General features: G+C 59.0%; 15 protein-coding genes and 1 pseudogene. 3 read left to right on the forward strand and 13 right to left on the reverse strand.

The window, feature by feature from the left end; translation table 11 throughout:
- Positions 1-2: 2 nt before the first annotated feature.
- The 3 genes and pseudogenes from ACP7C6_RS12665 to ACP7C6_RS12675 form a co-directional block, all read right to left on the reverse strand.
- Complete coding sequence (locus ACP7C6_RS12665) at positions 3-866, reverse strand: methyl-accepting chemotaxis protein (RefSeq protein WP_371923951.1); 864 nt, start codon at positions 864-866, stop codon at positions 3-5.
- Positions 858-1,628, reverse strand: a pseudogene (locus ACP7C6_RS12670) (MCP four helix bundle domain-containing protein); the annotation flags it as partial. The pseudogene ACP7C6_RS12670 and the gene ACP7C6_RS12665, both read right to left, overlap by 9 nt.
- A 95-nt stretch (positions 1,629-1,723) precedes the next feature.
- On the reverse strand, positions 1,724-2,746 hold the full coding sequence (locus ACP7C6_RS12675) for an amidohydrolase family protein (RefSeq protein ID WP_426108820.1): 1,023 nt from the start codon (positions 2,744-2,746) through the stop codon (positions 1,724-1,726).
- 141 nt (positions 2,747-2,887) lie between these two features.
- On the opposite strand from ACP7C6_RS12675, the gene ACP7C6_RS12680 reads away from it, so the two are divergent.
- Complete coding sequence (locus tag ACP7C6_RS12680) at positions 2,888-3,304, forward strand: OsmC family protein (RefSeq protein WP_028615722.1); 417 nt, start codon at positions 2,888-2,890, stop codon at positions 3,302-3,304.
- A gap of 64 nt (positions 3,305-3,368) precedes the next feature.
- A complete protein-coding gene (locus ACP7C6_RS12685; RefSeq protein ID WP_122686747.1) occupies positions 3,369-4,235 on the forward strand; it encodes a pirin family protein in 867 nt (288 codons plus the stop codon).
- Positions 4,236-4,333: 98 nt separating this feature from the next.
- Here ACP7C6_RS12685 and ACP7C6_RS12690 read toward each other — a convergent pair whose 3' ends face one another.
- The 4 genes from ACP7C6_RS12690 to ACP7C6_RS12705 form a co-directional block, all read right to left on the reverse strand.
- Positions 4,334-5,062 carry a dienelactone hydrolase family protein gene (locus ACP7C6_RS12690; protein ID WP_426108821.1) on the reverse strand — a complete coding sequence of 243 codons (729 nt, stop codon included), beginning with the start codon at positions 5,060-5,062 and terminating at the stop codon, positions 4,334-4,336.
- Positions 5,063-5,128: 66 nt separating this feature from the next.
- Positions 5,129-7,033 carry a molecular chaperone HtpG gene (gene htpG / locus ACP7C6_RS12695; RefSeq protein ID WP_028615719.1) on the reverse strand — a complete coding sequence of 635 codons (1,905 nt, stop codon included), beginning with the start codon at positions 7,031-7,033 and terminating at the stop codon, positions 5,129-5,131.
- Between the two features lie 89 nt (positions 7,034-7,122).
- Entirely contained in the window at positions 7,123-7,575 is a 453-nt protein-coding gene (locus ACP7C6_RS12700; protein WP_426108822.1) for a PaaI family thioesterase, read from the reverse strand.
- Positions 7,572-8,048: a PaaI family thioesterase gene (locus tag ACP7C6_RS12705; protein ID WP_028615717.1), complete on the reverse strand. Its 477-nt coding sequence runs from the start codon at positions 8,046-8,048 to the stop codon at positions 7,572-7,574. Before ACP7C6_RS12705 ends, ACP7C6_RS12700 begins: the two co-directional genes overlap by 4 nt.
- Positions 8,049-8,204: 156 nt before the next feature.
- On the opposite strand from ACP7C6_RS12705, the gene ACP7C6_RS12710 reads away from it, so the two are divergent.
- On the forward strand, positions 8,205-8,456 hold the full coding sequence (locus ACP7C6_RS12710) for a hypothetical protein (protein WP_012723095.1): 252 nt from the start codon (positions 8,205-8,207) through the stop codon (positions 8,454-8,456).
- 90 nt (positions 8,457-8,546) lie between these two features.
- Here the strand turns inward: ACP7C6_RS12710 and ACP7C6_RS12715 are convergent, their stop codons facing one another.
- From ACP7C6_RS12715 to odhB, 6 genes are all read right to left on the reverse strand, one after another.
- On the reverse strand, positions 8,547-9,284 hold the full coding sequence (locus tag ACP7C6_RS12715; RefSeq protein WP_028615716.1) for a DUF599 domain-containing protein: 738 nt from the start codon (positions 9,282-9,284) through the stop codon (positions 8,547-8,549).
- Between the two features lie 208 nt (positions 9,285-9,492).
- A complete protein-coding gene (gene brnQ, locus ACP7C6_RS12720; RefSeq protein ID WP_028615715.1) occupies positions 9,493-10,806 on the reverse strand; it encodes a branched-chain amino acid transport system II carrier protein in 1,314 nt (437 codons plus the stop codon).
- A gap of 430 nt (positions 10,807-11,236) precedes the next feature.
- Positions 11,237-12,118 carry a succinate--CoA ligase subunit alpha gene (gene sucD, locus ACP7C6_RS12725; protein ID WP_003210566.1) on the reverse strand — a complete coding sequence of 294 codons (882 nt, stop codon included), beginning with the start codon at positions 12,116-12,118 and terminating at the stop codon, positions 11,237-11,239.
- Positions 12,118-13,284, reverse strand: coding sequence for an ADP-forming succinate--CoA ligase subunit beta (gene sucC, locus ACP7C6_RS12730; protein ID WP_016979559.1), 1,167 nt, complete (start codon positions 13,282-13,284; stop codon positions 12,118-12,120). The genes sucD and sucC overlap by 1 nt, the downstream gene beginning before the upstream one ends.
- A 204-nt stretch (positions 13,285-13,488) precedes the next feature.
- The gene (gene lpdA, locus ACP7C6_RS12735) at positions 13,489-14,925 is read right to left on the reverse strand and encodes a dihydrolipoyl dehydrogenase (RefSeq protein WP_028615714.1); all 1,437 of its coding nucleotides are present in this window, start codon (positions 14,923-14,925) and stop codon (positions 13,489-13,491) included.
- Positions 14,926-15,031: 106 nt separating this feature from the next.
- Positions 15,032-16,255: a 2-oxoglutarate dehydrogenase complex dihydrolipoyllysine-residue succinyltransferase gene (gene odhB, locus ACP7C6_RS12740; RefSeq protein ID WP_426108823.1), complete on the reverse strand. Its 1,224-nt coding sequence runs from the start codon at positions 16,253-16,255 to the stop codon at positions 15,032-15,034.
- Positions 16,256-16,279: the final 24 nt, after the last annotated feature.

The raw sequence follows: 16,279 nt of genomic DNA on the forward strand, positions 1-16,279 counted from the left end.
CCCTACACCGAAAATCGCGCCACCATCGTGTTCAGGTCCACCGCCAAGCGCGACAACTCCTGGCTCGCCGCACTGGTCTGATTCGCCCCGGTCGATGTCTGATGCGCCAGGTCGCGGATGTTGATCAAGTTGCGATCCACCTCCCGCGCCACCGCCGCCTGTTGCTCGGATGCGCTGGCGATCACCAGGTTGCGTTCATTGATCAAGGTGAACGCCGAGGCGATTTCCTCCAATGCCGTGCCCGCCGACTTGGCGATATCCAAGGTCGAGCGTGCTCGCGTATTGCTCTGCTGCATCGAGCTGACCGCCTGATCGGTGCCTTGCTGGATCCCGCTGATCATCTGCTCGATTTCCTGGGTCGACTGCTGGGTGCGATGAGCCAAAGCCCGCACTTCGTCGGCTACTACCGCAAACCCACGCCCAGCATCCCCGGCGCGCGCCGCTTCAATCGCCGCGTTCAACGCCAGCAAGTTGGTCTGCTCGGCAATCGAGCGGATTACGTCCAGCACCTTGCTGATGCCATAAACCTTCTGCGCCAGATCCTCGACCTGCGTCACGTTGTCGGTCACGTCAGTGGCCAGCGCCTCGATCGACACCACAGTCTGATGCACTTGCTCGCGCCCATGCTGGGCAATGCGGTCGGACTCGCGGGACGCCTGGGACGTGGCCACTGCGTTGCTTGCCACCTCCTCCACGGCTGCCGTCATCTGGTTCACCGCCGTGGCGGCCTGCTCGATTTCCTGATTCTGCTGGTGCAAACCACGGGTGGCGTCTTCAGTCACGCAGCTAAGCTCCTCCGAGGCGGACGCCAACTGGTTCGACGACTCGGAGATACGCCGGATGGTATCGCGCAGGTTCTCCTGCATACCCTTGAGCGCCTGCTGCAGGCGCGCCGGCTCATCATTGCCACTCCCATGGATCTCGCCGGTCAGATCGCCGCTGGCCACGCCCTGGGCGACTTTCAGAGACTGGGCCAGGGGCAACACGATGCTGCGTGTCAGCCACACCGCCAGGCCGATGGTAATCAGCGCCGTAAGCACGATCATGCCGACCACCCAGCTGCGCGACTGGCTGAACACGCTTTGCGCCAAGCTTGCAGCTTGATTGGCATTGGCTTTGTTGAGGTTGACCAGTTCGTGCAGGGTCGTGGCCATTTCATCGGCGATCTGGTTCATCTCGCCATTGACCACCCTGATCGCGTCTTCCAGCTGGTTGGCCTTCGAAAACCCCATGACCTGCTCCTGGCGTTGCAGGTATTGCTGCTCCTGGGCCTTGAAGCGATCAAACAGCGTGCGTTCCTCGGGCAGCACAATCAGCGCCTCGTAGAGGGTCTGCGCATGATGCAGGCCGCTTTTCAGCTCGCCCAGTTTCTGTTCGTTCTGCGCCAGCGCCTGGGAATCGCGATTGACCAGCAGGCGCAAGGTCAGCGCCCGAACACGCAGCAAGTCCTGACTCATCTGCCCCACCGCCATCACGCTGGGCAGCCAGTTATTCTCCACCTGGTCCGATTGCTGGCGCATATTGGCCATCTGCAACAGGGCAAAGCCGCCCAGGGCAAATACCATCAACGCCAATAGGCCAAACCCCAAGCCCGCGCGCGGGGCGATATTCAGACTTCTGATACTCATGCCTTGGCTCCTTCCAATTGCGCTGCATCCATTTGCAGCTGGCTCTTGAAAGGTATCGGCCTATTGCTCGTTTTGCGTAAGACGAAAACGCGATATCAACGTGCTACACCATCGCGGGGCGCTTTAGGCAGGATCGCCAAAAAGTTGTCCCGTGCGACTTTGCGAGCGACGTCCTCCGGCAGGGCATCCAGGAACGGGTCGAAGCGGCGCATTTCCTTACCGAGCTTGTTGAACCGCCCTACAACGTCCGAGCCCAGCATAAACCGCTCCGGGAAACGCTCCACCAGCTTGACCCACTCCGGGCGCGGCTGCCCTGCGTCATCCAGCAAATACGGCGTGAGCATGCTCCAGGACAGGTCGATGTACAGGTTGGGGTAAGCCTCCAGCAGGCGGCTCAGGGTCGGCAGCAAAAAGTCCATCTGCACCTGATGGCGGTGGATTTCCTTGCTGGTGCCGGCGTGGGCCCAGATAAAGCGGGTGTGCGGATGGTTGCGCAGCGGCTCTTCCACTTCAGCCAGGTACAGCGGATTGCGCTCACGCTTGGAGGTGATGTTGGAGTGCAGCATCACCGGCAGGTCGTTTTCTGCCGCCAGGTGATAGATGCGGGTCATGGCTTCGTTATTGGCACGCGGGGTGTCGCCTGCGGTGATGGCGGTAAGGTCGTCATGGCGGGTGAAGACCTCGCCGATGCCTTGCCACAGCCCTGGGTTGAGGTCGAGCATGCGCTGGATATGGGCGGCCGAGTTCTTGTCGTTGGGGTTGAAACCGGACAGGAACGGATGAAAATACTGGCGTTGCTCTAGGCTCAGTTTATTGACCGCTGCGGCCACAATCACATCGGTGGCGCTGTACCAGTAGGCATCGGCATCGTCACCGGCGTAGTAGCGCGGCCGCTTGGGTTCATCTTCGTGCCATTTCTTGGCGACCGGGATGCCGGAAATCATCACATGCTCGATGCGGCTGTCAGCCATGGCCTTGAGCAGCTTGTCCATGCCCGCGGTTTCCTGGAAGAAATCCACGTAATGCAGGTGCGCGTCGCTGTAGGCATAGTCGCGGGCCTGCGCAGCAAGGCTGCTGGCGGTGAGCAACAGGGCAAGCGTCAGGCGGGTCAACGGCACGATAAAACCTCGATAAGGGCTGATACGGGTAGACCTTGCTCAGGCTGCCAGGGTTCATCCGGCAAAAAAACGCGGAACACCGAAGTGCCAGCATGCTCTATAACTGCATGACCTTCATCCTGCCACCCTGTGAGGTTTACCATGCCTGTTACCGTGAATACCCTGAACCAGGACAACTTCCGTCATAGCGTCAATATCAATAACCATGAGTTGTTTACCGACCTGCCTAAAAGCCTGGGCGGCGACGATTCGGCGCCCTCACCCCATGACTACTTCGATGCCGCGCTGGCGTCGTGCAAAGCGCTGACGGTCAAGCTCTACGCGCAGAAGAAAGACATTCCGCTGACCGGCGTGACTGTGGAAGTCACCCACGACGCCACCGAAGAGCAAAAGGGCAAATACAAGCTCAACGTCAAGCTGACGCTCAAGGGCGTGCTCACCGACGAGCAACGCGACGAACTGCACCGTGTGGCAGATCGCTGCCCGGTGCACAAGCTGATGACCACCGCCGACGTCACCATCGAGACAAAGCTGTCGGAAGGCGCCTTCAGCCAGTAGCGGCAACATCCTTCCGAGCGGGTTATGCTCAGCAGCATCTAACCCGCTCAGACTGGGACGCACCATGACCACCCTCACCGTGATCCGCCCTCGCCCCGAAGATGTCGAAGGCCAACCGATCCTGCGCCCGCTGCCGTCGCGGGAATGCCGCAGCGTCGGGCCTTTTGTGTTCTTCGACCATATGCTGCTCACTCGTTATGCACCGGGCGATGGCATGAATATCCGCCAGCATCCGCATATCGGGCTGTCGACCCTCACCTATTTGTTTGAAGGTGCGCTGCAGCACAAGGACAGCCTGGGTTCGGATCAGGTGGTGCAGGCCGGTGATGTGAGCTGGATGACGGCCGGCAGCGCGATTGCCCATGTCGAACGCACCCCTGAGCCGCTCAAGGCCAGCGGTTTTAGCCTGCATGGGTTGCAAGTGTGGCTGGCCTCACCCAAGGACCACGAGACCGGGCCGGGACATTACAGCCATCACCCGGCAGCCAGTCTGCCGGTGAGTGACAATCTGGGCGTGCAGATACGCCTGATCGCGGGCGATGGGTTCTGCCTCAAATCGCCGGTGCCGGTGCTGTCGCCCACGCTGTATGCCGAGGTGCAGATGCAAACGGCCACAACCCTGCTGATTCCGGATGAGCATGAGGAACGCGCGGTGTATGTGCTGGAGGGGGAAGCGCAGTTGGACGGCGAGACGCTTGAAGTGCACAGCCTGGTGGTGCTGCCGGCTGGTCAGGAGATGACACTGTTTGCCGAAAGCGATTGCCACCTGGTGGTGTTTGGCGGCGCGCCGCTGGATGGGCCTCGGCGGATCAATTGGAATTTTGTCGCGAGTGATCCAGCGGTGATCGAACAGGCCAGGCAGCGGTGGGCGGCTGGGGATTGGCCGACGGTGCCGGGTGAGTCTGAAAGAATTGAGTTGCCGGTGAGGTAGCATTCGCGAGCAAGCCCGCTCCCACATTTTGACTTGTGAACAGCGTCAAATGTGGGAGCGGGCTTGCTCGCGAAGAGGCCAAAACAGGCGCTGAAAAATCAGCCCTTGAACACTTCATCCAGCAAGTTATGCATCGACTGGAACGCCCGTTTGGCCGTCTTCGCGTCGTACATCATCTTGCCCGGCACATTCGCATGCGGGTCGGTGAACGAATGCACCGCGCCGCCGTAGCTCAGCAATTGCCAATCCACACCGGCCGCGTTCATTTCATCTTCGAACGCCGGCAGTTGCTCTTTAGGGACCAATGGGTCAGAAGCGCCATGCAGCACCAGCACTGAGCCCTTGATGTTCTTCGCATCCGCTGGGTTCGGCGTGTCGAGGGTGCCGTGGAACGAGATGGCAGCCTTGACCGGCGCACCGGTACGCGCCAGCTCCAGGGAGCAGCACCCGCCGAAGCAGAAACCAAAGGTCGCCAGTTTCGAGGTATCAACCGCTGCCTCAGTCTGGCCCTGCAACTGCTCGAAGGCCGCCTGCATACGCTTGTTCAACAACGCACGGTCGTTCTTCAACGGCATCATCGCCGCACCGGCTTCATCGCCATTCGACGGACGCACGGTCTGCCCGTACAAATCGGCAATCAGCACCACATAGCCCTTGCTGGCGACGCTCTTGGCGATCTCTTCGGCACCCGCACTCACTCCCATCCAGTTCGGCGCCATCAGCAGGCCCGGCAGCGGGCCCTTGTGGCAGGCATCGAACGCGAGACGGCTTTCGTAAGACTGGCCATCAATCTGATAGACCACGGAACGTACTGTGACTTGGCTCATCATTTACTCCAGTTGAGGTGCACTAGAACGAAAAAACCCGCCGAAGCGGGTTTTTCTACGTCAGGGTCAAACCGACAGTTCAACCAACAGCTTGTTCAGGCGGCGCACATAGGCGGCCGGGTCTTTCAAGCTGTCGCCAGCGGCCAGGGCCGCTTGGTCGAAGAGGATGTGCGACAGGTCGCCAAACCGCTCTTCGCTTTGCTCGCCGTCGAGTTTCTCGATCAGCGGGTGAGCCGGGTTGAATTCGAAGATCGGCTTGGAATCCGGCACTTTCTGGCCGCTGGCCTCGAGGATCTGGCGCATTTGCATGCCCAAGTCCGCTTCGCCGATGGCCAGGATCGCCGGGGAGTCGGTCAGACGGTGGGAAACCCGCACTTCGCTGACCGCATCGCCCAGGGACGCCTTGATACGCTCAACCAAGCCTTCTTTGGCCTTGGCGACTTCTTCGGCTTCTTTCTTCTCTTCTTCGGAATCCAGGTTACCCAGGTCCAGGTCACCGCGGGCCACGTCGACGAAGGATTTGCCGTCGAACTCGTTGAGGTAGCTCATCAGCCACTCATCGATACGGTCGGTCAGCAGCAGCACTTCGATGCCTTTCTTACGGAAGACTTCCAGGTGCGGGCTGTTTTTGACCTGAGCGTAGGTTTCGCCGGTCAGGTAGTAGATCTTGTCCTGACCTTCCTTGGCGCGTGCCAGGTATTCGGCCAGGGACACCACTTGCTCGCCGCCTTCTTCGTGAGTCGAAGCAAAACGCAGCAAGCCAGCGATTTTTTCTTTGTTGGCAAAATCTTCCGCCGGGCCTTCTTTCATGACCTGGCCGAAGTTTTTCCAGAAGCCTTTGTATTGCTCAGGCTCGTTCTTCGCCAGTTTTTCCAGCATGTCGAGTACACGCTTTGTCAGCGCCGACTTCATGGAGTCGATGATCGGGTCTTTCTGCAGGATTTCCCGCGACACGTTCAGAGACAAATCGTTGGAGTCGACCACACCTTTGATGAAGCGCAGGTACAACGGCAGGAACGATTCCGCCTGGTCCATCACGAAGACGCGCTGTACGTACAGCTTCAGGCCTTTCGGCGCTTCACGCTGGTACAGGTCGAACGGAGCGCGGGCCGGTACATAGAGCAGCGAGCTGTATTCCAGCTTGCCTTCGACCTTGTTGTGGCTCCAGCTCAGCGGGTTTTCGTAGTCGTGACCGATGTGCTTGTAGAACTCCTGGTATTCCTCGTCCTTGATCTCGGTACGCGGACGGGTCCACAGCGCGCTGGCGCGGTTGACCACTTCCCATTCCTGGGCAGGTGCCTCTTCGCCTTCGGCGGCCGCTTGTTCTTTCGGCAGCTCGATCGGCAAAGCGATGTGGTCGGAGTACTTCTTGACGATGTTGCGCAGGCGCCAGCCATCGGCGAATTCGTCTTCACCGGATTTCAGGTGCAGGACGATGCGGGTACCACGGTCGGCCTTGTCGATAGTGGCGATTTCGAACTCGCCCTCGCCTTTGGACGACCAATGCACGCCTTCGCTGGCGTCGAGGCCGGCACGGCGGCTGAATACTTCCACTTGGTCGGCGACGATGAAGGCCGAGTAGAAGCCCACGCCGAACTGGCCGATCAGGTGCGAATCCTTCTTCTGGTCGCCCGACAGGTTCTTCATGAAGTCGGCAGTACCGGATTTGGCGATGGTCCCCAGGTGGGTGATCGCATCTTCGCGGCTCATGCCGATACCGTTGTCTTCGATCGTGACGGTCTTGGCGTCCTTGTCGAAGCTCACACGGATTTTCAGTTCGGCGCCACCTTCCAGCAACTCAGGCTTGGACAGGGCTTCGAAACGTAATTTGTCGACAGCGTCAGAGGCGTTCGAGATCAATTCGCGAAGGAAAATTTCCTTGTTGGAATACAGCGAATGGATCATGAGGTGCAGCAGTTGCTTCACCTCGGTCTGGAAGCCCAGGGTTTCCTTTTGAGTTTCCACACTCATGGTCATCAAACTCCAATTGGATGGCAGTGGCCGCGCCCTTGAGGGTTGGCGGCGGGTTGTCATCAAAGTTGGGGGCTAAGACCAGGATTTCAAGGGCGGCTCTGTTCCTCGATCTTGAAATGCGCGCGGGCGGTGGCGATAGGTTCTGCGGCCGTGCTCTGCCAGGCGGTGATAGCCACGTTCGCCACCCGTCGACCCTGGCGCCACACCTGGCATTTGGCATAGGTGTCGCGAAACTGCCCGGCGCGCAGGTAATCCAGGGAAAAGTCGATGATTTTCGGGATGCCCGGCGCGCCCGTGAACACCAACAGGTGCAGCGCCGCCGACAGCTCCATGAAGCCCGCAATCACGCCACCGTGCAGCGCTGGCAATATGGGGTTACCAATATTGTCCTTGTTGGCCGGCAGGCGGAACAGCAATTCATCCCCCAGTCGCGTGCATTCAATGCCGATGAGCTTGGCGTAAGGAATGAGGTTGAGCAGCGCCTCGTAATCACCGCGCTCATGGGCATGTTCCAGGCGGGTCTTGAATCGGTGCGTCATGCCTGTTCTCCCTTTATCGCGCTGCCCAATCCTTGTGTGCCCCTGAGGCGTTTGCCCATGCGCATGAACGTGCCCACCACATGGGCGATGGGTTGCTGGGGGTCATCCTGGAAGGCAAAGCCGCGGGTGAAGATGACGTCGGTGGTCACCCGGTAGCATTGGGCGAAGCCATACACGGGTTTGTGGGGCGCAGCGGGATGCATGTAGTCAACGCGCAAGTCGAGGGTCGGGCACACTTCGAATTCCGGCAGCACACACAGGGTGGCCATGCCGCAGGCGGTGTCCATCAGAGAAGTCAGCGCGCCGCCATGGATCACCCCCGACTGGGGATCACCCACTAAATGCGTGGCGTAGGGCATGATCAAGGTGATGCCCTCCTCGCTGGCCTGATGAGCGGTAATGCCCAGCACCTGACAATGGCGCAAGGCCGAAACAAAGCGCGTCGCGCGCTCTAACAGGGGATTTTCGGTCATTCGTTCCAGACTCTTATTAGTGTTGATTCGCGGAAGGGGTGGGTGGGCAAAAGTTCCGGTTAGTCAGCGATTTATATATCTATGGAATAAAAGGAACTAATGCCGAACCGCCATGCTCGAAAGGCCAGTAGATATCTTCAATAAGGAGAAACACCCATGCGCAAGACTTTAGCTATTTCCATGATGCTCGCCGCTGCCCTCGGTCTCGCTGCCTGCGACAAGAAATCCGAAGACAAAGCCCAAGACGCCGCCGCGCACTCTGAGCAAGCTCAGAAAGATATGGCGAAGGCTCAGGATAAAGTGAACGACGCTGCGAAAGAAAACGCCGATGCTGCCAAAGCTCAGGCTGAATCGAACGCAGCCGCCGCAAAAGAAGCAGCACCTGCTACCCCAGCCACCGGTTCTTGAGACCGCGGCTTGAAATAGCCTGGCTGCAAAAAGAAAGCCCGCTTAGATAGCGGGCTTTACTTTGTCTGGGTTTCTATTTGGAGGCCTTAGTTAGCCCACTTCTTTAGCCGGTTCCGGCGGCGGCGCGTCCGTTTGCGTATACACCATCACTTGCAGCACGTCGGAATGAAACTCCCGACGGTACAGCACCAACACCACCCCGCTGCTCATCAACATGAACAACCAGGGGCTGACAAACCACGCCAGCATCGTCATGCCGAAGTAATAAGCGCGCAGGCCGAAGTTGAACTGGTTAGCGGCCATGGAGATCACCCGCGCCGCGCGCAGGGCAAACGCATTGCGCTCCTGTTCCGACACATGCCGCTCACCGATCATCGGCGCCGAACCCACCAGCACCGCCGCGAAGTTGTACTGGCGCATGCACCAGCTGAATGTGAAGAACGCGTAGACGAACACCAGCGCCAGGCACAACAACTTGATCTCCGACATGCCCTGGGACGCCTGCTGCACCATGGGGATATCCGCCAGCAACGACACCGCACGCTCCGAGGCCCCGAGCACGGTGAGAATACCGGCGAGGATGATCAGGGTACTGGAGGCAAAGAACGAGGCGTTGCGCTCGAGGTTGCCGATCACACTGGCGTCGGCGATGCGGTTGTCGCGCAGCAGCATGCGGCGCATCCAGTCCTCGCGATACAGATGCAGCACGCTGGCCAGGCAGGCCGTGTCGCGGGCTTTCCAGGTGGCATAGCGGGTGTAGCCGCCCCAGCACAGGACGAACCAGAGGGCGGCAAGCAGGTGGATTTGATTGGTCTCGATAAACGACATGCGGGTCCTATTAAGCGGCGATTTGGCAAACACGAGCGATCGTAGGAGCTGGCTTGCCGGCGATGGCAGCATATCAATCACGGAATACGTTGGCTGACACACCGCTATCGCTGGCAAGCCAGCTCCTACAGGATCGTGTTCTATAAGCATAAAAAATGCCCCGTATCGATTGATACGAGGCATTTCCTTGTAACGTAAACCCGCTTGTTTAAGCGATAGCTTCGCTACGCTTGCCGAGCATACGATCAACCACAAACGCCACAGCCAGTGTCATCACCGACGGCACCAGCCACGCCAGGCCCTGCTCGCTCAGCGGCAGGTTGGCCAATTGCGCAGGCATCCAATCCGCGAGGCCAGCGCCCTTGAGCGCATCAATGCAACCAAAGATGAACGACACCAGCATCACCGGACCGACGATGCGCCCCTGCTCCAGCCAGAAGTCTTTGCAGAAGCTCAACGCCACCAGCACGATGCACGGCGGGTAGATCGCCGTGAGTACCGGGATCGAGAACGCGATCAGCTTGGTCAGGCCCAGGTTGGACACGAACAGCGAGAACAGCGCCAGGATCACCACCAGTGTCTTGTAGGACAGCGGCAGGATACGGCTGAAGTACTCGGCACAGGCGCAGGTCAGGCCTACGGCGGTGACCAGGCATGCAAGGGAGATCAGCACGGCCAGGAAGCCGCTGCCCAGGGAACCGAAGGTGTGTTGCACATAAGCGTGCAGCACCGCCGCGCCGTTGCTTGCACCGGCGGCAACCGCGTGGCTGCCAGAGCCGAGGCGGAACAGGCTGATGTACACCAGGGCCAAGCCCACACCGGCGATCAGGCCAGCAATGATCGCGTAGCGGGTGATCAGCTTCGGCGACTCAACACCACGGGACCGGATCGCATTGACGATCACGATGCCAAACACCAGTGCCCCCAGAGTATCCATGGTCAGGTAACCATTGATGAAACCTTGGGAGAACGGCGCAGCCACGTATTCTGGGGTGGCGACACCCACTTCACCGGCCGGCAGGGCAAAGGCGGCGATACCGAGGATGGCCAGCGCAATGATCTTCAGCGGTGCGAGGAAGCGCCCCACGGTGTCCAGCAGTCGTCCTGGGTACAGGGAGACAAAGAACACCACCAGGAAATACACCGAACTGTAGAGGAACAACGCCAGCGGGCTTTCGCCGGTCAACGGCGCCAGGCCCACTTCAAAGGACACGGTGGCGGTACGCGGGGTGGCGAACAGCGGCCCTACCGCCAGATACGCCGCCGCCGCCAGCAGACCACCGGCGATCTTGCCGATCGGGCTGCTCAACGCGTCCATACCGCCGCCGACCTTGGCCAGGGCGATCACAGTGACCACCGGCAGGCCGACGGCCGTGATCAGAAAGCCCAGCGCTGCCATCCAGACGTGAGGTCCGGACTGCAAACCAACGATAGGCGGGAAGATGATGTTGCCGGCGCCCACGAACAGGGCAAACGTCATAAAGCCCAACGCCAGGATATCCTGGCTTTTCAACACTTTCATTTCGGGAAATACCACACTACTGAATCGGAATTTAGAGAGGGATTCCCTATGGATGAGGGAAATACTGCCGGCCCTTATGGGAGCCGACCGGTCTAGCGCGGGGCTTCCTTTTGGGATGCGCACGCATAAAGAGGCGGCTAGGGTACAGAAATTGGCTGACGAACGCACTGTTGCGGGGCGGACTGTCCGATAAGCGACATCTCTATGTCGCGTTTTCATATTTAATCTGGCAATGCAGATAAGTTACTCAGCCATGCCATACAAAAAACTGTAGGAGCTGGCTTGCCGGCGATAGCGTCCTTGAATTCAGCGAAAGGCTGAAGGCCCTATCGCCGGCAAGCCGGCTCCTACAGAAAATGTGGTTACTGAAAGCACAAAGGCCACCCGAAGGTGGCCTTTGTGTTGGTGAAGCGTCAGTTAAGCGCGAGGCTTACTTGACAGCCCAACCGGTCAGCTCGGACAAAGCCTTGCCGATGTCTGCCAGCGAACGCACGGTTTTAACGCCTGCGTCTTCCAGGGCAGCAAACTTCTCGTCTGCAGTGCCCTTGCCGCCAGAGATGATTGCGCCAGCATGGCCCATGCGCTTGCCAGCAGGGGCAGTCACACCAGCGATGTAGGAAACAACCGGCTTGGTCACGTGTGCCTTGATGTAGGCAGCCGCTTCTTCTTCAGCCGAACCGCCGATCTCACCGATCATTACGATCGCTTCGGTCTTCGGGTCTTCCTGGAACAGTTTCAGGATGTCGATGAAGTTCGAGCCTGGGATCGGGTCACCGCCGATGCCGACGCAAGTCGACTGACCGAAACCGGCGTCAGTGGTCTGCTTCACAGCTTCGTAGGTCAGGGTGCCGGAACGGGAAACGATACCGACCTTGCCTGGCAAGTGAATGTGACCTGGCATGATGCCGATCTTGCATTCGCCTGGAGTGATCACGCCTGGGCAGTTAGGGCCGATCAGGACTACGCCCAGCTCGTCGCACTTAACTTTAGCGTCCAGCATGTCCAGGGTAGGAATGCCTTCGGTGATGCAGACGATCAGCTTGATGCCGCCGAATGCTGCTTCCAGGATCGAGTCCTTGCAGAAAGGAGCTGGAACGTAGATCACGCTGGCGGTGGCGCCAGTGGCAGCTACAGCGTCTTTCACGGTGTTGAACACTGGCAGACCCAGGTGCTCGGTGCCGCCCTTACCAGGTGTTACGCCGCCAACCATCTTGGTGCCGTATTCGATGGCTTGCTGGGTGTGGAAACTACCTTGCGAACCGGTAATACCCTGGCAGATAACTTTGGTGTCTTTATTGATCAGGACGCTCATTATTTGCCCTCCGCAGCTTTGACAACTTGTTGAGCAGCGTCGGTCAGGCTGGTAGCCGCGATGATGTTCAAACCGCTTTCTGCCAGTACTTTAGCGCCCAGTTCAGCGTTGTTACCTTCAAGGCGAACAACAACCGGGATTTTAACGCCGACTTCTTTCACTGCACCGATGATGCCTTCGGCAATCATGTCGCAACGAACGATGCCGCCGAAGATGTTGACCAGTACTGCAGCGACGTTGGAGTCGGACAGGATGATCTTGAAAGCTTCGGTTACGCGTTCTTTGGTAGCACCACCGCCCACGTCGAGGAAGTTGGCTGGTTTGCCGCCATGCAGGTTGACGATGTCCATGGTACCCATGGCCAGGCCAGCACCGTTGACCATGCAGCCGATGTTACCTTCCAGGGCTACGTAGTTCAGTTCGAACTTGGCAGCGTGCGCTTCGCGCGGATCGTCTTGCGACGGATCGTGGAAAGTCTTCAGCTTAGGCTGACGGTACATGGCGTTGGCGTCGATGTTGATCTTGGCGTCCAGGCAGTGCAGATCGCCGTCAGCCTTGATCACCAGCGGGTTCACTTCCAGCAGGGCCAGATCGTGATCCTGGAACAGCTTGGCCAGACCGACGAAGATCTTGGCGAACTGGGCAACTTGCTTGCCTTCCAGGCCCAGCTGGAAAGCCAGCTCGCGACCCTGGAATGGCTGAGCGCCAACCAGTGGATCGATAGTAGCTTTCAGAATTTTTTCTGGGGTTTCTTCGGCGATCTTCTCAATGTCCACGCCACCTTCGGTGGAAGCCATGAACACGATGCGACGGCTCGAACGGTCAACGACAGCGCCCAGGTACAGCTCTTTAGCGATATCAGTGCACGATTCAACCAGGATCTTGGTGACTGGCTGGCCATTGGCATCAGTCTGGTAAGTCACCAGACGCTTGCCCAGCCACTGCTGTGCGAAGGCCTTGGCGTCTTCTTTGCTGCGAACCAGCTTAACGCCGCCCGCTTTACCGCGACCACCGGCGTGGACCTGGGCTTTGACAACCCACTCGCTGCCGCCGATTTTGTCGCAAGCTTCTGCTGCTGCTTCCGGGGTGTCTACTGCGTAGCCCTTGGAAACTGGCAGGCCGTATTCAGCGAACAGCTGCTTACCCTGATACTCGTGAAGATTCATGCTTTTTACCGTCTTCGTTAGGTACTGCGCATTCGGCGCTGCGCTCATTATGAGTGCCGCGCCACCTGTGACTGCTGCTTGCGCAACTTGCGGGGCTCAAGGCCCGTAAAGCTGCGCAAGACTGCGTCCAGCGGATATTCCGCGGTGAGTCTTGCGCGCAAGGCTCACGACGGGCAACTCCGCCGTGGTTTCTTATTATCTCGCTTAGCGCTTCTTCTTGTTGGCGATGTGGATGGCGCCGCCATTCACTGCCAACGCGGCTTCATGCAGCGCTTCGGACAGGGTCGGATGGGAGAAGACCATCATGCCCAGATCCTCGGCACTGGTGCCGAATTCCATACCGATCGCGCCTTGCTGAACCAGTTCTGCGGCGCTTGGGCCAATCACGTGGACGCCCAATACGCGGTCAGTCTTGGCATCAGCGATGACCTTGACAAAACCACCGGTGTCGTTGGCTGCCATGGCACGGCCAGAAGCGGCGAACGGGAAGGTGCCGACGTTAACTTCAACGCCTTCAGCTTTCAACTGCTGTTCGTTCTTGCCGACCCATGCAATTTCCGGGTGGGTGTAGATAACCGATGGGATCAGGTCGTAGTTCATCTGGGTCTTGTGGCCCTTGATGCGCTCGACAACCATGATGCCTTCTTCGGAAGCCTTGTGCGCCAGCATCATGCCACGCACCACGTCGCCGATGGCGTAGACGCCAGGCACGGTGGTCGCGCAGTGATCGTCAACGTGCACATAACCGCGCTCGTCGAGGGTCACGCCGCTGTCAGCTGCCAGCAGGTCGGTGGTCACTGGACGGCGACCCACGGCTACGATCAGCTTGTCGAAAGTGATGGTTTTTTCACCATCCTTGTCGGTGTAGTTGACGACAACTTCTTCACCGTTGACTTTCGAGCCGGTCACGCGAGCGCCCAGCTTGATGTCCAGACCTTGTTTGGTCAGGGTTTTCAGCGCCTCTTTCGACACAGCGGTGTCGGCAGCCAGCAGGAACGTGTCCAGGGCTTCCAGCACGGTGACTTCGGAACCCAGGCGGGACCATACCGAACCCAGCTCCAGGCCGATTACGCCAGCGCCGATCACGCCCAGGCGCTTAGGCACTGCTTGGAATTCCAGGGCGCCAGTCGAATCAACGATCACGTTCTGGTCAACTGGAGCAGGCGGGATGTCGATTGGACGCGAACCTGGGGCCAGGATCACGTTCTCGGCTTCGATGATTTCGGTCGAGCCGTCTGGCTTGGTGATTTCAACTTTCTTGCCAGCCAGCAGCTTGCCGTGGCCTTGCAGGGAAGTCACGCCGTTGGCCTTGAACAAGGTGGCAACGCCGGAAGTCAGGCCTTTAACGATGTTGGCTTTACGGCCGACCATTGCTGGCACGTCCATGGTCACGCCAGCATGGTTGATGCCGTGGATCGCGAAGCCGTCTTGGGCTTCGTGGAATTTCCAGGAGCTGTCCAGCAGCGCCTTGGAAGGAATGCAACCGACGTTCAGGCAAGTACCGCCCAGTGCCAGTTTGCCTTCCTTGTCGGTGTATTTTTCGATGCAAGCAGTCGAGAGGCCCAGTTGTGCGGCCTTGATGGCAGCAACGTAGCCGCCAGGACCTGCACCAATCACTACGACGTCAAATTTCTGTGTCATGAAAATAGATCCTCTATTAGCTTCAAGCTTCAAGCTCGGAGCTTCAAGCTGCAAGCCAAACTGCGTTTACTTGCAGCTTGTAGCTCGCAACTTGAAGCTGCTTCAATCAAATATCCAGAAGAAGACGAGCCGGGTCTTCCAGCAGGTTCTTGATGGTCACCAGGAAAGTCACGGCTTCTTTACCATCGATCAGGCGGTGATCGTACGACAGCGCCAGGTACATCATTGGGCGGATCACGACTTGGCCGTTGATGGCCATCGGACGCTGGATGATGTTGTGCATGCCCAGGATTGCCGCTTGTGGTGGGTTGACAATCGGCGTCGACATCATCGAACCGAAGGTACCACCGTTGGTGATGGTGAAGGTACCGCCGGTCATCTCGTCGATGGTCAGCTTGCCGTCACGGGCTTTCTTGCCGAAGGTGGCGATGCCGCCTTCGATTTCAGCCAGGCTCATCAGTTCGGCGTTACGCAGTACTGGAACCACCAGGCCACGGTCGCTGGACACGGCAACGCCGACGTCGGCGTAGCCATGGTAAACGATGTCGTTGCCGTCGATGGAAGCGTTGACTGCCGGGAAGCGTTTCAGCGCTTCGGTGGCCGCTTTCACGAAGAAGGACATGAAGCCCAGGCGCACGCCGTTGTGGGACTTCTCGAACAGATCCTTGTACTTCGAACGCAGGGCCATGACTTCGGTCATGTCGACTTCGTTGAAGGTGGTCAGCATCGCCATGTTCGACTGGGCTTCAACCAGACGCTTGGCCACGGTGGCACGTACGCGAGTCATCGGAACGCGCTTCTCGGTGCGGTCGCCAGCGGCGAACACAGGAGCAGCAGCGGCCGGGGCAGCAGCCTTGGCAGGTGCGGCAGCTGGAGCGTTTTTCTTGGCTTCAACAGCAGCAACCACGTCTTCCTTGGTGATGCGACCGTCTTTGCCGGTGCCTTTGACGGACGCCAGGTTGATGCCGTTCTCTTCAGCCAGCTGACGGGCAGCTGGTGCAGCGATCGGGTCTTCAGCGCGAGCAGCCGGAGCGGCGGCAGGAGCAGCGGCGGCTGCCGGTGCAGCGGCAGCAGGAGCAGCGGCAGCAGCGCTGCCCTCTTCGATCGAGCCCAGTACCTGGTTCGACAGAACGGTAGCGCCTTCTTCGGCAACGATTGCGCCCAGCACGCCGTCAGCTTCGGCCAATACTTCCAGCACGACTTTGTCGGTCTCGATGTCAACGATCAGGTCGTCACGCTTTACAGCGTCGCCTGGTTTCTTGTGCCAAGTGGCAACGGTGCCATCGGCAACCGATTCCGGGAATGACGGGGCTTTGATTTCGATAGCCATTATCTGTGTGTCCTTAAAATTCGG

It is taken from the genome of Pseudomonas sp. TWR1-1-4 (assembly GCF_049897165.1).
GTDB classification, from domain to species: domain Bacteria; phylum Pseudomonadota; class Gammaproteobacteria; order Pseudomonadales; family Pseudomonadaceae; genus Aquipseudomonas; species Aquipseudomonas canadensis.

Coding starts and splice junctions, on each gene's coding strand:
- ACP7C6_RS12665 (WP_371923951.1), bottom strand. CDS start 866: ATGCAGGAGAACCTGCGCGATACCATCCGGCGTATCTCCGAGTCGTCG.
- ACP7C6_RS12680 (WP_028615722.1), top strand. CDS start 2,888: ATGCCTGTTACCGTGAATACCCTGAACCAGGACAACTTCCGTCATAGC.
- ACP7C6_RS12685 (WP_122686747.1), top strand. CDS start 3,369: ATGACCACCCTCACCGTGATCCGCCCTCGCCCCGAAGATGTCGAAGGC.
- ACP7C6_RS12690 (WP_426108821.1), bottom strand. CDS start 5,062: ATGAGCCAAGTCACAGTACGTTCCGTGGTCTATCAGATTGATGGCCAG.
- htpG (WP_028615719.1), bottom strand. CDS start 7,033: ATGAGTGTGGAAACTCAAAAGGAAACCCTGGGCTTCCAGACCGAGGTG.
- ACP7C6_RS12700 (WP_426108822.1), bottom strand. CDS start 7,575: ATGACGCACCGATTCAAGACCCGCCTGGAACATGCCCATGAGCGCGGT.
- ACP7C6_RS12705 (WP_028615717.1), bottom strand. CDS start 8,048: ATGACCGAAAATCCCCTGTTAGAGCGCGCGACGCGCTTTGTTTCGGCC.
- ACP7C6_RS12710 (WP_012723095.1), top strand. CDS start 8,205: ATGCGCAAGACTTTAGCTATTTCCATGATGCTCGCCGCTGCCCTCGGT.
- ACP7C6_RS12715 (WP_028615716.1), bottom strand. CDS start 9,284: ATGTCGTTTATCGAGACCAATCAAATCCACCTGCTTGCCGCCCTCTGG.
- brnQ (WP_028615715.1), bottom strand. CDS start 10,806: ATGAAAGTGTTGAAAAGCCAGGATATCCTGGCGTTGGGCTTTATGACG.
- sucD (WP_003210566.1), bottom strand. CDS start 12,118: ATGAGCGTCCTGATCAATAAAGACACCAAAGTTATCTGCCAGGGTATT.
- sucC (WP_016979559.1), bottom strand. CDS start 13,284: ATGAATCTTCACGAGTATCAGGGTAAGCAGCTGTTCGCTGAATACGGC.
- lpdA (WP_028615714.1), bottom strand. CDS start 14,925: ATGACACAGAAATTTGACGTCGTAGTGATTGGTGCAGGTCCTGGCGGC.
- odhB (WP_426108823.1), bottom strand. CDS start 16,255: ATGGCTATCGAAATCAAAGCCCCGTCATTCCCGGAATCGGTTGCCGAT.